The organism is Lysobacter sp. FW306-1B-D06B, from assembly GCF_038446665.1.
GTDB lineage: Bacteria > Pseudomonadota > Gammaproteobacteria > Xanthomonadales > Xanthomonadaceae > Lysobacter_J.
Window position 1 is genome coordinate 2,736,718 of sequence record NZ_CP151802.1, and the last position, 14,801, is coordinate 2,751,518.

Sequence of the window (14,801 nt, forward strand, 5' to 3'; positions counted from 1 at the left end):
TTCGTAGAAGCCCGCCGGGTTCCAGTCCGGTGACGATCGTCTTCGCTGTTGCGAATCTCCAATCTCCAATCCCGAATCCCGGCTCCATGACCAATATCCACAGCGACAAGATCCTCATCCTCGATTTCGGCGCGCAGTACACGCAGCTGATCGCCCGCCGCATCCGCGAGATCGGCGTCTACTGCGAGATCTGGGCCTGGGACCACGATCCGGCCGAGATCGCGGCGTTCGGCGCGAAGGGCATCATCCTGTCGGGTGGCCCGGAGTCGACCACGGAGCAGGGCGCGCCCAAGGCGCCGCAGGAAGTCTTCGACAGCGGCTTGCCGATCCTGGGCATCTGCTACGGCATGCAGACGCTGGCCGCGCAGCTGGGCGGCGCAACCGAAGCCGCCGACGCGCGCGAGTTCGGCCACGCCGAAGTCGAGCTGGTCGCGCACGACACGCTGCTGGGCGGGCTGACCGACCACGACGGCGAACCGCGCATCGATGTGTGGATGAGCCACGGCGACCACGTCGCCAAGGCGCCGCCGGGCTGGACCGTCACCGCCGTCACCGACCGCATTCCCGTCGCCGCGATGGCGCGCGAGGACAAGCGCTGGTACGGCGTGCAGTTCCACCCGGAAGTCACGCACACCAAGCAGGGCCAGACGCTGCTGCGCCGCTTCGTCGCCGACATCTGCGGCTGCAAGACGCTGTGGACCGCGGCCAACATCATCGAAGACCAGATCGAGCGCGTGCGCGAGAAGGTCGGCAGCGACGAGGTGATCCTCGGCCTGTCCGGTGGCGTGGATTCGTCCGTCGTCGCCGCGCTGCTGCACAAGGCCATCGGCACGCAGCTGACGTGCGTATTCGTCGACACCGGCCTGCTGCGCTGGAACGAAGGCGACCAGGTGATGGCGATGTTCGCCGAGCACATGGGCGTGAAGGTCGTGCGCGTGAACGCCGCCGACCGCTATTTCAAGGCGCTCGCCGGCGTCGCGGATCCGGAAGCCAAGCGCAAGATCATCGGCAACCTCTTCATCGAGATCTTCGACGAAGAGTCCGCCAAGCTCGCCAACGCGAAGTGGCTGGCGCAGGGCACGATCTATCCGGACGTCATCGAGTCGGCCGGCAGCAAGACCGGCAAGGCGCACGTCATCAAGAGCCACCACAACGTGGGCGGCCTGCCGGAAGACATGAAGCTCGGCCTCGTCGAACCGCTGCGCGAGTTGTTCAAGGACGAAGTGCGTCGCCTCGGCGTCGAACTCGGCCTGCCGCGCGCGATGGTGTATCGCCATCCGTTCCCGGGCCCGGGTTTGGGCGTTCGCATCCTGGGCGAAGTGAAGCGCGAACACGCCGAATTGCTCGCCCGTGCCGACCACATCTTCATCGAAGAGCTGCGCAAGGCGGATCTGTACGACCGCACCAGCCAGGCGTTCGCCGTGTTCCTGCCGGTGAAGTCGGTGGGCGTGGTGGGCGACGCGCGCGCCTACGAATGGGTGATTGCGCTGCGCGCGGTGGAAACCATCGACTTCATGACCGCGCATTGGGCGCACCTGCCGTACGATTTCCTCGGTCGCGTCTCCAACCGCATCATCAACGAGTTGCGCGGCGTGTCGCGTGTCGTGTATGACATCAGCGGGAAGCCGCCGGCCACGATCGAGTGGGAATGAGCGGCTTCGCGTGACGGCGTTGGCGGGCAGGGGAAAAGCCCGCCATGCGTCGGTTGAACCAGGACGGATCAACAGGGGGAAACAATGAAGAAGATCGTACTGGCGGTCGCACTGATCGCCGCGGCAGCGTGGTATTTCCATTTCGGGCGCACGATGAACGAGTCGTCCGTCCGCAAGTTCTATGGGGACCAGACCCTCCTGCTGGCGGAACTCGACGGCGAGCCGCTGTGCAAGCTCATGACCGACGACTATCTGGTGAAGGACGTGTCGTTCAACGGTTCCGCTACCGAGCGCAGCGAGAAGCGGCGTGAGGAGGCCTGCGCCGACATCAAGCAGTCGCTGACCGTGCTGGGCAAGCTCTCCAACGCGAGCGGCGGCATCCTGCATCCCATATTCGAGCAGAAGATCGACTCCATCGAACTGAGCGACGGCAACAAGCGCGCCACGGTGAAGGGCGTGTCGATCGGGAAGATCGGCGACATGACGATGGTCCGCAGCCGCTTCACCGAGACGCTGATCCGCCGTAACGGCAAGATCCTGTCGCAGGGCGGCGAGTCGAAGACCTGGGTGTACGGCGGCGAGTAACCGCGACGCGAGTTGCCGGCCGAACAAGCAAGCCCCGCGAATAGCGGGGCTTTGCTTTGTTGCCGGTTGCTCCCTCCCCTGTGTGCAGGGGAGGGTTGGGGAGGGGCACGCCGTCGCGAAGCGGCGGGTCACCCATCTTGCGAAGAGCTGGGCGCTACGCAGCGCTCAGAACGAATCGCCCGGCACGCGCACCGCGCCTTCCATCAGCACGCGTGCGCTGCGGCTCATGATCGCCTTCGTCACGGTCCATTGGTCGTCGACATTGCGCACCTGCGCGCCCACGCGCAGCGTGCCCGACGGATGGCCGAAGCGCACCGCCTCGCGTTCGCCGCCACCGGCCGCGCGATTCACCAGCGTGCCCGGGATCGACGCCGCAGTGCCGATGGCAACCGCGGCCGTGCCCATCATCGCGTGGTGCAGCTTGCCCATCGACAACGCGCGAGCGTGCAGGTCGATGTCGCCGGCCGCGATGCGCTTGCCGCTGGACGACACGTAATCCTGCGGCGGCGCGACGAAGGCGACCTTCGGCGTGTGCTGTCGCGTTGCGGCCTGCGCGACGTCGGCGATGAGGCCCATGCGCACCGCGCCGTGCGCGCGGATGGCTTCGAACATCGCGAGCGTCTTCGGGTTGTCGTTGATGGCCGGTTGCAATTCGGTACCGGTGAAGCCCAGCTCCGCGGCGTCGAGAAAGATCGTCGGGATGCCGGCGTTGATCATCGTCGCCTTGAACGTGCCCACGCCGGGCACCTCGAGATCGTCGACGAGGTTGCCGGTGGGGAACATCGCGCCACCGTCCTCGCCGTCGTCGGACGGATCGAGGAATTCCAGCGCGATCTCCGCCGCCGGGAAGGTCACGCCGTCCAGCTCGAAATCGCCGGTTTCCTGCACTTGCCCGTTGCTCACGGGCACATGCGCGACGATGGTCTTGCCGATGTTCGCCTGCCAGATGCGCACGGTGACGTGGCCGTCGTGCGGAATGCGTTCGGCGTTGATGAATCCGTTGGCGATCGCGAACGGACCCACTGCCGAGGACAAGTTGCCGCAGTTGCCGCTCCAGTCGACGAACGCGGTGTCGATGGACACCTGGCCGTAGAGGTAGTCGACGTCATGTCCGGGCTGGGACGATTTGGAGATGATCACGCACTTGCTAGTGCTCGACGTCGCGCCGCCCATGCCGTCGGTGTGCTTGCCGTAGGGGTCGGGCGAGCCGATCACGCGCATCAGCAAGGCATCGCGCGCGGGGCCCGCTACGCGCGCGACGTCCGGCAAATCGTCCAGGCGGAAGAACACGCCTTTGCTGGTGCCGCCGCGCATGTAGGTGGCGGGGATGCGGATCTGGGGTGCGTGGGGCATGGCGTATTCGTTCCGTGCTTCTGTTCGAGGTTGTGTCGTTGAAGCTGCCGCGCTGTTTGATGTCATCCCCGCGAAGGCGGGGATCCAACCATCCGTGGTGTCACGCCTTCCGGAAGAGGTGATGTCGCGTCGCGTTGGATTCCCGCCTTCGCGGGAATGACGGCATAGGATGCGAGGACGGCTTCAGATCACGCGCCGTCCGGAATCTCCGGCTCCACCAGCTTGGCCAGCATCTCCAGCGACTCCTGCCAGCCCAGGTAGCAAAACTCCACCGGGATCGCATCGGGAATGCCCTTCTGCACGACGTTGAGTTCGGTGCCGACCATGCCGGACGTCAGCGTGACTTCGACTTCCATCGCGCCCGGCAGATCGGGATTGTCGAACTGATCGTTGTAGCGCAGCTTCTTGCCGGGTTCGAGTTCCAGGTACGTGCCGCCGAAGGAATGGCTTCCACCGGTGCCGAAGTTGGTGAACGACATCTTGTAGCCACCGCCCACGCGCGCGTCCATCGAATGCACCTTGCCGGTGAAACCGTGCGGCGGCAGCCACTTCACCATCGCATCCGGATCGAGGAAGGCGCGGTAGATGCGGTCGGCGGGCGCGCGGATGACGCGGTGCAGGGTGACGGTTCCAGGCATGTCGTTACTCCTTTTGGGTGCGGAACGAACGAGCGCGGCGCCGCTTCACGCCGCGCGGGAGGACTCCAGGAAATCCTGCGCGAAGCGCTGCAGCACGCCGCCGGCTTCGTAGATCGACACTTCCTCGTCGCTGTCGAGACGGCAGGTGACGGGCACTTCGACGCGCTCGCCATTCCTGCGGTGGATGACGAGCGTGAGGTCCGCGCGCGGCTTGCGCGTGCCGACGACGTCGAAGGCCTCCGTGCCGTCGATGCCCAGCGTCAGGCGGTTCGTGCCCGGCTTGAACTCCAGCGGCAGCACGCCCATGCCGATCAGGTTGGTGCGGTGGATGCGTTCGAAACCTTCGGCGACGATGGCCTCCACGCCCGCCAGACGCACGCCCTTCGCGGCCCAGTCGCGCGAGGAACCCTGGCCGTAATCGGCGCCGGCGATGATGATCAGCGGCTGCTTGCGGTCCATGTAGGTTTCGATCGCTTCCCACATGCGCACCACTTCGCCTTCCGGCTCGATGCGCGCCAGCGATCCCTTCTTTACCGCGCCGTCGACCACCGCCATCTCGTTGACGAGCGTCGGGTTGGCGAAGGTGGCGCGCTGCGCGGTGAGGTGGTCGCCGCGGTGCGTGGCGTAGGAATTGAAGTCTTCTTCCGGCAGGCCCATCTTCGCCAGGTATTCGCCGGCCGCGCTGCTGCGCAGGATGGCGTTGGACGGCGACAGATGGTCGGTGGTGATGTTGTCGCCCAGCACCGCCAGCGGACGCAGGCCGCGCAGCGTGCGCTCGCCGGCCAGCGCGCCTTCCCAGTACGGCGGACGGCGGATGTAGGTGCTCTGCGGGCGCCAGTCGTACAGCGGGCTCACGCGCTCGCCTTGTTCGACGCGCACATTGAACATCGGCCCGTAGACCTTGCGGAACTGCTCGGGCTTCACGCTCTGGGAAACGATAGCGTCGATTTCCTCATCGCTCGGCCAGATGTCCTTCAGCGTGACGGGCTTGCCGTCGGCGTCGATGCCGAGCACATCGCGCTCGATGTCGAATCGCACGGTGCCGGCAATGGCGTAGGCCACCACCAGCGGCGGCGAGGCGAGGAAAGCCTGCTTCGCGTAAGGATGGATGCGTCCGTCGAAATTGCGATTGCCCGACAACACCGCCGTCGCATACAGATCGCGGTCGATGATTTCCTGCTGGATCGCCGGATCCAGAGCGCCCGACATGCCGTTGCACGTCGTGCAGGCGAACGCGACGATGCCGAAGCCGAGCTTCTCCAGCTCTGGCAGCAGCTTCGCTTCTTCCAGGTACAGCTGCACGGCCTTGGAGCCCGGCGCCAGCGAAGACTTCACCCACGGCTTGCGCGTGAGACCGTGCGCGTTGGCGTTGCGCGCCAGCAGTGCGGCGGCGATGACGTTGCGTGGGTTGCTGGTGTTGGTGCAGCTGGTGATGGCGGCGATGATCACCGCGCCATCGGGCATCAGGCCTTCGGCTTCCTGCGCCTTCGCCGCGTCCAGGTTTACGGCGATGCCGCGCTCTGCGAGGTCGGAGGTCGGCAAACGCTTGTGCGGGTTCGACGGGCCGGCCATGTTGCGCACCACGCTCGACAGATCGAACGTGAGCGTGCGCTCGTACTGCGCGTTCTTCAGCGCATCGGCCCACAGGCCGGCGGTCTTCGCGTAGGTTTCCACCAGCTTCACCTGCGCGTCTTCGCGTCCGGTGAGGCGCAGGTAGTCCAGCGTCTGCTCGTCGATGAAGAACATCGCCGCCGTCGCGCCGTACTCGGGCGCCATGTTCGAGATCGTCGCGCGGTCGCCCAGCTTAAGGCTGGAGGCGCCTTCGCCGTGGAACTCCAGGTACGCGCCGACGACCTTCTCCTTGCGCAGGAATTCGGTCAGCGCCAGCACGATGTCGGTGGCGGTGATGCCCGGCTGACGCTTGCCGGTGAGTTCGACGCCAATGATGTCCGGCAGGCGCATCCACGAGGCGCGGCCGAGCATCACGTTCTCCGCTTCCAGGCCGCCGACGCCGATGGCGATCACGCCCAGCGCGTCGACGTGCGGCGTGTGGCTGTCGGTGCCCACACAGGTGTCGGGATACGCGACGCCGTTCTGCGCCTGGATCACCGGGGACATCTTCTCCAGATTGATCTGGTGCATGATCCCGTTGCCCGGCGGGATCACGTCGACGTTCTCGAACGCCAGTTTGGTCCAGTCAATGAAGTGGAAACGGTCTTCGTTGCGGCGATCTTCGATGGCGCGGTTCTTCGCGAACGCATCGGGATCGAAGCCGCCGCATTCCACGGCCAGCGAGTGATCGACGATCAGTTGCACCGGCACGACCGGGTTGACCTTGGCCGGATCGCCGCCTTGATCGGCGATCGCGTCGCGCAGGCCGGCCAGGTCGACCAGCGCGGTCTGGCCGAGGATGTCGTGGCAGACCACGCGCGCGGGGAACCACGGGAAGTCGAGGTCGCGGCGGCGTTCGATCAGCTGCTTCAGCGAATCCACCAGCGTGGCCGGATCGCAGCGTCGCACGAGGTTTTCCGCGAGCACGCGCGAGGTGTAGGGCAGGGCGTCGTAGGCGCCGGGCTGGATCGCCTCGACCGCTGCGCGCGCGTCGAAATAATCCAGAGAAGTGCCCGGGAGCGGCTTGCGGTGTTGGGTGTTCATGGACGACGACATCGGTTCGGGGACCTGGTCCTGGAGATTGGCGGGCGGCCGTGGCGCGGGGCCGTCGGTGGCTGGCTGTCCGCTCAGACGCGGGGAACGCCAATTTTGCCATTTTCGACCGCTCGCCGGCTGATCGGATGGGGCGGGAACGCGGCCGGGACGCGTTGAGCGTGGCGTGGCCACGCCGCGTCGGGCATCCTGTCGCGATGGTTCAGGAAACTCCCGACATGGCCCCGATCAGCGACGACGACGTGCGCTGGATGCGCCACGCGCTCGCGCTGGCCGAGCGCGCCGAGCGTGAGGACGACGAGATCCCGGTGGGCGCCGTGCTGGTCTCGGCCGGCGGTGACGTGCTCGGCGAGGGCTGGAACCGCAATATCACCCTGCGCGATCCCACGGCCCACGCCGAGATCGTGGCGATGCGCGAGGCCGGCCAGCGCCTGGGCAACCACCGCCTGCTGGGTTCGACGCTGTACGTGACGCTGGAGCCGTGCGCGATGTGCGCGATGGCGATGGTGCACGCCCGCATCGCCCGCGTGGTCTACGGCGCGCGCGATCCCAAGACGGGCGCCGCCGGCAGCGTGTTCGACCTGCTCGCCGATCCGCGCCACAACCATCGTGTGCGCGTCGACGGCGGCGTGCTGGGCGAGGAGGCGGGGGCGCGATTGACGGCGTACTTCCGGCGCAAGCGGGGCAAGGTGGACGTTCCGCCGGCCGGCTAGGCCGCCTTACTCCCCGCGCACGTCCAGCCTGTCCTTCGCCAGCTGTTCGTTGAGCTCGCGGTCCAGCATGCGCAGGCCGAGCTTCGCCTCGTGCCCGAGGCAGACCGACGCGCCGAACATCAACAGCACGCCGATCACCGCCAGTCCGGTCGGCAGCAGATCGAGCCGGTAGCCGAAGAACGCATCCACGGCGATGCCCAGGCTGGTGCCGACGAAGGCGCTGATCGCCGCGTAGAGCATGCGCACGGAGGCCAGCACGAGGTACGAACGGCGGCGGTGGATCGCGATGCGCGCTTCCTGTTCGACCCGCGCCGGCCCTTGCGGCAGGCCACGCAGCACTTCGATGTCCGAACGCATCCGGTCCACCACGCGCGCCAGGCGGTTGTTCGACGAGATCAGCAACGAACTGGCGGCCGTCAGGAAGAAGGCCGGAGTGATCATGGCCGAGACGACGGCGTAATGCGAAGGGTCGATCGGAACGGGCGAGGGCATCGATGGGTTCCGTGAGTGCGGTGCGAAGCCGCGGGATGGGCTGCCTGTATGATGCTCCGGACCTCATTCCAGTGCGAGCGCATGGCGGCCGTCCCTTCTTCGAACGACGAACACCTGATCTGGATCGACCTGGAAATGACCGGGTTGGACACCGACCGCGACTCCATCCTGGAGATCGCCACGGTGGTGACCGACAAGCAGCTTAATGTGCTTGCCGAAGGGCCGGAGCTCGCCATCTCGCATTCGCTCGCGCGCCTGGAAGCGATGGACGAATGGAACCGCAATCAGCACGGTCGCTCGGGCCTGTGGCAGCGCGTGCTCGACAGCAATGTCAGCCTGGCCGAGGCCGAGGCCCGCACGGTGGGGTTTCTGTTGCAGTGGGTGCCGGCGGGGAAATCGCCGATGTGCGGCAATTCGATCTGCCAGGACCGCCGCTTCCTGCACCGCCTGATGCCCCGGCTGGAAAAGCACTTCCATTACCGCAACCTGGACGTCAGCACGATCAAGGAGCTCGCCCGTCGCTGGGCGCCCGACGTGCTGGCCGGCGTCAACAAGGACGCCCGCCATACGGCGCTGAGCGACGTGCGCGACTCCATCGCGGAGCTGCGCCACTACCGCGTCTCCATGGGCCGCCTGGGCGGCCTGCCGGACGCCTGAGGCTCAGCGCAGCTCGGGCGGCGTCTGCTGCTCGGGCGAAGGTGACGACGACGCGGACTGCTGCTCGGGCGAGGGCGACTGCGCCGGTGGCGGCGAAGGGTCGTTGGATGCATCGTTACGAATGGCGGCCTCGGTGATGCGCCGCTGCGCGCGGATGTCGCGCTGCGCCGCCTGGATGCTGATGCCCGCCTTGTCGAACGCCTTCTTGATGCGCTCGTTGAGATCGCACTTGGTCGCGAAGTGGTCCGCGTTGCTGACATGGCAGCGCACGCCCAGGCGCACCGCCACGTCCGCCAGTTCGTACACGACCACGTCGGCCGCCGGCTTGTCGAGGATGCGCTTGTCGGCGCGCATGATGGCCATGATGGCCTCGCGCGCGGTGTCGATGTCGTCCTCGTAGCCGATGCCGATGATCAGCTCGATGCGCCGGCGGGTGTCGGGCGTGAGGTTGACGATCGGCGCCGTCGTAATGAGGTTGTTCGGCAGCACGATGGTCTGGTTGTCCGCGCCGCGCAGCCGCGTCTGGAAGATGCTCACCTGTTCCACCGTGCCGCTGCTGCCGCCGATCTGCACGACATCGCCTACGCGGAACGGCTTGAGCGTCACCAGCATTACGCCCGAGGCCACGTTCGACAGCGAATCCTTCAATGCAAGGCCGATGGCGAGGCCGGCGGCGCCGAGGATGGCGATGAACGACGTGGGCGCTAGGCCGAAGAATCCCTGCAGGATCGCCATCAGCAACACGATCACCAGCACGATGTAGAGCACTCGGCTGATGAACTGTTGCGAGGTCGTTTCCACGTGCGCCCGCGTCAACGCGCGTCCGGTCGCGCGCACGACCCATTTCGCGACATGGTGGCCGATGTAGAACACCAGCAGCGCGCCGCCGATCTTGATGCCGACGTCCATCGCCCACGTCCAGAACTGGTCGGCCGTCAGCGTGCTGATGTGGGCCGGCGGCGCGAGTTCCTTGGTGAAGTCGGGCAATGCATCCTGCAGCAGAGGCTGGGGGCTGGGATTCGCGGACAAAACGGGACCTCCTTGCAAACGCGCCCGCTCGGCGCGCGATGTAAACGATACAGGCCTTCAAAAATACGACGCCCCGCATAAGCGGGGCGTCGCGGCGTCGCAGATGGTTCAGGCGCGGGTCGCGATGGCGCCGTTCGGCATCAGGCGGCGGCCTTCGCCTTTGCCTTCGCCAATCGCAGCCAGGTGTCGACCACGGTATCGGGATTGAGCGACACCGACTCGATGCCTTGCTCCATCAGCCACTCGGCGAGGTCCGGATGATCGCTCGGGCCCTGTCCGCAGATGCCGACGTACTTGCCCTTGGCGCGCGCGGCCTTGATCGCCATCGACAGCAGCTTCTTCACCGCCGGATCGCGCTCGTCGAACAGCTTGGCGACGATGCCCGAGTCGCGGTCCAGGCCCAGCGTGAGCTGCGTCAGGTCGTTCGAACCGATGGAGAAACCATCGAAGATGTCGAGGAACTCGTCGGCCAGCAACGCGTTGGACGGCACTTCGCACATCATGATGATCTTCAGGCCGCCCTTGCCCTGTTCCAGCCCGTTGGCGCGCAGGACTTCGACGACCTTGCGGCCTTCGTCCAGCGTGCGCACGAACGGGATCATCACCCAGCAGTTGGTCAGACCCATCTGCTCGCGCACCTTGAGCACGGCGCGGCATTCAAGCGCGAAGGCCTCGCTGAAGCTCGGATCGACGTAACGGCTGGCGCCGCGGAAGCCGATCATCGGGTTCTCTTCATGCGGCTCGTAACGCGAACCGCCGATGAGGTTGGCGTATTCGTTGGACTTGAAGTCCGACAGGCGCACGATCACCGGATGCGGCGCGAACGACGCCGTGATGGTCGCGATGCCTTCGGCCAGGCGATCCACGTAGAAATCGACCGGGCTGCTGTAGCCGGCCATCTTCTCGTCGATCTTCTTCTTCGTCGCCGCGTCCTGCTGGTCGTATTCGAGCAGCGCCTTGGGATGCACGCCGATGTGGCTGGCGATGATCATTTCCAGGCGCGCCAGGCCGACGCCGGCGTTGGGCAGCATCGCGAAATCGAACGCGCGCTCGGGGTTGGCGACGTTCATCATCACCTTGAGCGGGGCTTCGGGCATCTTGTCGAGATCGGCAACGTGGCGCTCGAAGGGCAGGGTGCCGTTGTAGATGAAGCCGGTGTCGCCTTCGGCGCAGCTGACGGTGACTTCCTGGCCGTCCTGGATCGTGTCCAGCGCGTTGCCCGTGCCGACGACGGCAGGCACGCCCAGCTCACGCGCGATGATCGCGGCGTGGCAGGTGCGGCCGCCGCGGTTGGTGACGATGGCGGCCGAGCGCTTCATCACCGGCTCCCAGTCGGGGTCGGTCATGTCGGCGACGAGCACGTCGCCCGGCTGCACGCGATTCATGTCGGCCAGCGAGCGCACCACGCGCGCCACGCCGGTGCCGATCTTCTGGCCGATGGCGCGGCCTTCGCACACGACGTCGCCGCGCTTGGTGAGCTGGTAGCGCTCGATCTGCGTGGCATGGCCGCGCGACTTCACCGTCTCCGGGCGCGCCTGCACGATGAAGAGCTTGCCGCTGACGCCGTCCTTCGCCCACTCGATGTCCATCGGGCGGCCGTAGTGCTTCTCGATGGTGAGCGCCTGGCGGGCGAGTTCGTGCACGTCTTCATCGCTGATGGAGAACGTGTTGCGCAGCTCGGCCGGCGTGTCTTCGGTGCGCACGCGCTCGCCGGGCTGGTCGGAATACACCATGCGCAGCTGCTTGGCGCCCATGCCGCGGCGCAGGATGGCCTGCTTTCCCTGCAGCAGCGTCGGCTTGTAGACGTAGAACTCGTCGGGATTCACCGCGCCCTGCACGACCATCTCGCCCAGGCCGTAGCTGGAGGTGATGAAGACGACGTCGCGGAAGCCGGACTCGGTGTCCAGCGTGAACAGCACGCCCGACGAACCGACGTTCGAGCGCACCATCAGCTGCACGCCGGCGGACAGGAACACGTCCTCGTGCTTGAAGCCGTGGTGCACGCGGTAGGCGATCGCGCGGTCGTTGTAGAGCGAGGCGAAGACTTCCTTGACCTTGTGCACGACGTCGTCGGCGCCGGTGACGTTGAGGAAGGTCTCCTGCTGGCCGGCGAACGAGGCATCGGGCAGGTCCTCGGCGGTCGCCGAGGAGCGCACGGCCACGGCGACGTCGCCGCCGCCGTTCTCGTCGCACAGCTGCTTGTAGGCCTTGCGGATGTCGGCGTCGAGGTCGGCTTGCAGCGGGGCGTCGATGACCCAGCCGCGAATCTCCGCGCCGGCGGCGGTCAGCGCCGGAACGTCCTCGACGTCCAGCGTGGCCAGCTTGTCGTAGATCCGCTGGTGCAGGTTGTTGTGGTCGATGAAGGACTTGAAGGCCTCGGCGGTGGTCGCATAGCCACCGGGAACGGAGACGCCGAGCCCGGCGAGGTTGCCGATCATCTCGCCCAGCGAAGAATTCTTGCCGCCGACGCGGGCCAGATCGGTGAGCCGCAACGCGTGCAGCCAGAGGATGTTCTCGTTCAAGCGGGCGATCTCCAGACGATCTGGTAAGAGGGACGGCAACGCACCCGGGCGCGTGGTGCGCGGCGATCCGGATATGATCGCCTGCACGCCGAGGGCATACAAGCTTGATTCATCGGCGTTTTTTGTATTGTGAACGGCGAGTTCAGGAGAAAACCCGATGGCAGGCGTGCGTCCCGTGTTCTATGTCTCCGATGGTACCGGTATCACTGCCGAGACCATCGGCCACAGCCTGTTGACCCAGTTCACCCAGACGCGCTTCGTGACCGACCGCATTCCGTTCGTGGACAGCGTGGAGCGGGCGCGTGAAGTGGGCGAGAAGATCCGGGCCGCAGCCGAGGCCTACGGCGTGCGACCGGTGGTCATCAACTCCTGCATGGACGCCGAAGTGAGCACGGCCTTGGCCGAGAGCGGGGCGCTGATGCTGGACGTGTTCGCGCCCTTCATCGAACCGCTGGAGCGCGAGCTGCACCAGACCCGCGAGCGCCGCATCGGCCAGGCGCACGGCATGGCGGACTTCGACACCTACCATCGCCGCATCAATGCGATGAACTTCGCGTTGACCCATGACGATGGACAGAGCATCGACTACGACGAAGCCGACCTGATCCTGGTCGCGGTGTCGCGCGCGGGCAAGACGCCCACCTGCGTGTACCTGGCGCTGCATTACGGCGTGCGTGCGGCGAATTACCCACTCACCGAGGAAGACCTCGAGCACGACCGCCTGCCGCCGCGCCTGCGGCCTTACCGCAACAAGCTGTTCGGCCTGACCATCGATCCGGTGCGTTTGCAGCAGATCCGCCAGGAGCGCAGGCCGAACTCGCGCTATGCGAAGTTCGAGACCTGCAAGCGCGAAGTTGCGGCCGCCGAAGCGATGTTCCGTGCCGAGCGCATCTCGACGTTGAGCACGACGAACACCTCGATCGAGGAGATCTCGAGCAAGGTCCTGACGACGTTGGGGATCCACCGCGAGATGTTCTGAACAGCCGGGCCGGAAGGCCTGGAAAAACCGTCGCGGGGAATGCTTACCGTAGGCCGACCCGTGGCCCCCGTCAACGCTGCCGCGAAGAGGTTGTGCCGTGTAGCATCGTCTCCATATCGATGCTCATGTCCCAGTCTCTCGCCACCCGCCGCGCACGCATTCCCAGGATCAGCCGCTTCGGCTGGCTGATGGGGCTGTACGCTGAAAACCATGTCCGCTTCGAGCGGCTTTTCCCGTCCGCGGCGCTGGCGGTCGGCAGCTACCACTCCAGCGTCGGTGATGGCCTGGATCTGCAACTGGACGTGATCGAGCGCCACCCGTACACGACCGAGCTGCGTCTGACGTACGCGCTGCGCGATCCGGTCACCGGCCAGCAGGACCCTTCCGCGTTCCTGCGCCTTTATCACGATGCGCGCCAGCTGGAAGTCACCAACTGCTACGTCGGCCGCCGCTGGCAGGACGTCATCGGCATGTACCCGCCGGCGGCGGAAGTCCTCGATCACCGCACGCGGATGAACACGTTTCTCGGAAAGTGGCTCGAGTATCTAGCGGAGCGGGGACATGGTGTGGCAACATTGCGCCCCGTTGACGCCGGGACCATTTCCGGCGGCACCGACGAAAAAAATCTGGCAGCGAACGCTTGACGACATCGCTGAACGCCCGCTAGAATTTTCGTCTTTCCAGCACGTGGGGCCATAGCTCAGCTGGGAGAGCGCCTGCATGGCATGCAGGAGGTCGCCGGTTCGATCCCGGCTGGCTCCACCATCTCCTCACGGAGATGCCGCTGCAAAGTTACAAACCAGTTTTGTCCCCATCGTCTAGAGGCCTAGGACATTACCCTTTCACGGTAGCGACCGGGGTTCGAATCCCCGTGGGGACGCCAAATAGTGAAACGCAGCAGGGCTCCGGAAACGGGGCCCTGTTGCGTTTTGTGTGCCCGTGTTTCAGCAACGACACGTCCGCCAGGCGCATGCCCGACTTTCTGCGTGACGCATGGCGGGCCGGGCGCTCATCGTGCGGGCTTCGCATTCTTCGATGCAGGCGCCGTGCGCTCGACGGTGGCCTCGTGCGCGCGCTTGGCCAGATCGTCGAGGATCGGGCATTCGGGTCGGTCGTCGCCATGGCAGCGGCGGGCCAGCTCCTGCAGTGTGCGTTGCATCGCCTGCATCTCGGCGATCTTTGCGCTGAGTTCGTCCACATGCGACTGCGCGAGCCGCTTCACTTCCAGGCTTGCGCGCGAGCGGTCGTCCCAGAGGCCGAGCAAGGCTTCGATCTGCCGGATCGAGAAGCCCAGGCTGCGCGCGCGACGGACGAAACCCAGGCGATGCACGTCGGCTTCGTTGTAGAGGCGATAGCCGGCGAACGTGCGGCTCGGCGGCGGAATGAGGCCGATGCTTTCGTAGTGACGGATCATCTTCGCGCTGACGCCGCTGAGCTGCGCGGCTTCGCCGATGTTGTGCAGGCCCTGTTGCCGGGCGTCGGCGAGTTCGGGTCGTGGCATTCGAGGCATCGGTGGC

At 66.2% G+C, this 14,801-nt stretch carries 13 protein-coding genes and 2 tRNA genes; 8 read left to right on the plus strand and 7 right to left on the minus strand.

Translation table 11 applies throughout. The annotated features are described in order from the left end of the window. Positions 1-86 precede the first annotated feature (86 nt). Both guaA and AAFF32_RS12495 read left to right on the plus strand, forming a co-directional pair. Complete coding sequence (gene guaA, locus AAFF32_RS12490) at positions 87-1,652, plus strand: glutamine-hydrolyzing GMP synthase (protein ID WP_342315346.1); 1,566 nt, start codon at positions 87-89, stop codon at positions 1,650-1,652. 84 nt (positions 1,653-1,736) lie between these two features. Further along, positions 1,737-2,237, plus strand: coding sequence for a hypothetical protein (locus AAFF32_RS12495; protein WP_342315347.1), 501 nt, complete (start codon positions 1,737-1,739; stop codon positions 2,235-2,237). Between the two features lie 165 nt (positions 2,238-2,402). Here the strand turns inward: AAFF32_RS12495 and prpF are convergent, their stop codons facing one another. From prpF to acnD, 3 genes are all read right to left on the minus strand, one after another. Then, positions 2,403-3,590, minus strand: coding sequence for a 2-methylaconitate cis-trans isomerase PrpF (gene prpF / locus AAFF32_RS12500; protein WP_342315348.1), 1,188 nt, complete (start codon positions 3,588-3,590; stop codon positions 2,403-2,405). 188 nt (positions 3,591-3,778) lie between these two features. Continuing rightward, complete coding sequence (locus tag AAFF32_RS12505; protein ID WP_216957939.1) at positions 3,779-4,228, minus strand: SRPBCC family protein; 450 nt, start codon at positions 4,226-4,228, stop codon at positions 3,779-3,781. Positions 4,229-4,273: 45 nt separating this feature from the next. Next, positions 4,274-6,883, minus strand: a complete 2,610-nt coding sequence (gene acnD, locus AAFF32_RS12510; protein WP_342315349.1) for a Fe/S-dependent 2-methylisocitrate dehydratase AcnD — start codon at positions 6,881-6,883, stop codon at positions 4,274-4,276. 206 nt (positions 6,884-7,089) lie between these two features. On the opposite strand from acnD, the gene tadA reads away from it, so the two are divergent. Further along, positions 7,090-7,605 (plus strand): tRNA adenosine(34) deaminase TadA, encoded by a 516-nt coding sequence (gene tadA, locus AAFF32_RS12515; RefSeq protein ID WP_216957937.1) that lies wholly within the window; start codon positions 7,090-7,092, stop codon positions 7,603-7,605. Positions 7,606-7,611: 6 nt separating this feature from the next. Here the strand turns inward: tadA and AAFF32_RS12520 are convergent, their stop codons facing one another. Further along, a complete protein-coding gene (locus tag AAFF32_RS12520; protein ID WP_216957936.1) occupies positions 7,612-8,097 on the minus strand; it encodes a DUF2721 domain-containing protein in 486 nt (161 codons plus the stop codon). Between the two features lie 81 nt (positions 8,098-8,178). Between AAFF32_RS12520 and orn the strand changes: the two genes are divergently transcribed. After that, positions 8,179-8,754 carry an oligoribonuclease gene (orn, locus tag AAFF32_RS12525; RefSeq protein ID WP_342315350.1) on the plus strand — a complete coding sequence of 192 codons (576 nt, stop codon included), beginning with the start codon at positions 8,179-8,181 and terminating at the stop codon, positions 8,752-8,754. Positions 8,755-8,757: 3 nt separating this feature from the next. Here orn and AAFF32_RS12530 read toward each other — a convergent pair whose 3' ends face one another. Further along, positions 8,758-9,783 carry a mechanosensitive ion channel family protein gene (locus tag AAFF32_RS12530; RefSeq protein ID WP_342315351.1) on the minus strand — a complete coding sequence of 342 codons (1,026 nt, stop codon included), beginning with the start codon at positions 9,781-9,783 and terminating at the stop codon, positions 8,758-8,760. A 140-nt stretch (positions 9,784-9,923) separates the two neighbouring features. Then, positions 9,924-12,305 (minus strand): phosphoenolpyruvate synthase, encoded by a 2,382-nt coding sequence (gene ppsA, locus AAFF32_RS12535; protein WP_216957930.1) that lies wholly within the window; start codon positions 12,303-12,305, stop codon positions 9,924-9,926. Between the two features lie 157 nt (positions 12,306-12,462). Here ppsA and AAFF32_RS12540 point away from each other — a divergent pair, with 157 nt between their 5' ends. From AAFF32_RS12540 to AAFF32_RS12555, 4 genes are all read left to right on the plus strand, one after another. Continuing rightward, entirely contained in the window at positions 12,463-13,284 is an 822-nt protein-coding gene (locus AAFF32_RS12540; RefSeq protein WP_216957928.1) for a pyruvate, water dikinase regulatory protein, read from the plus strand. Positions 13,285-13,409: 125 nt separating this feature from the next. Continuing rightward, entirely contained in the window at positions 13,410-13,928 is a 519-nt protein-coding gene (locus tag AAFF32_RS12545) for a DUF1249 domain-containing protein (RefSeq protein WP_216957926.1), read from the plus strand. A gap of 45 nt (positions 13,929-13,973) precedes the next feature. Further along, positions 13,974-14,049: transfer RNA gene (locus AAFF32_RS12550), tRNA-Ala, on the plus strand. 42 nt (positions 14,050-14,091) lie between these two features. Then, a tRNA-Glu gene (locus AAFF32_RS12555) sits at positions 14,092-14,167 on the plus strand. Positions 14,168-14,293: 126 nt separating this feature from the next. Here AAFF32_RS12555 and cueR read toward each other — a convergent pair. Next, entirely contained in the window at positions 14,294-14,794 is a 501-nt protein-coding gene (gene cueR, locus AAFF32_RS12560) for a Cu(I)-responsive transcriptional regulator (RefSeq protein ID WP_342315352.1), read from the minus strand. Between the last annotated feature and the right edge of the window lie 7 nt (positions 14,795-14,801).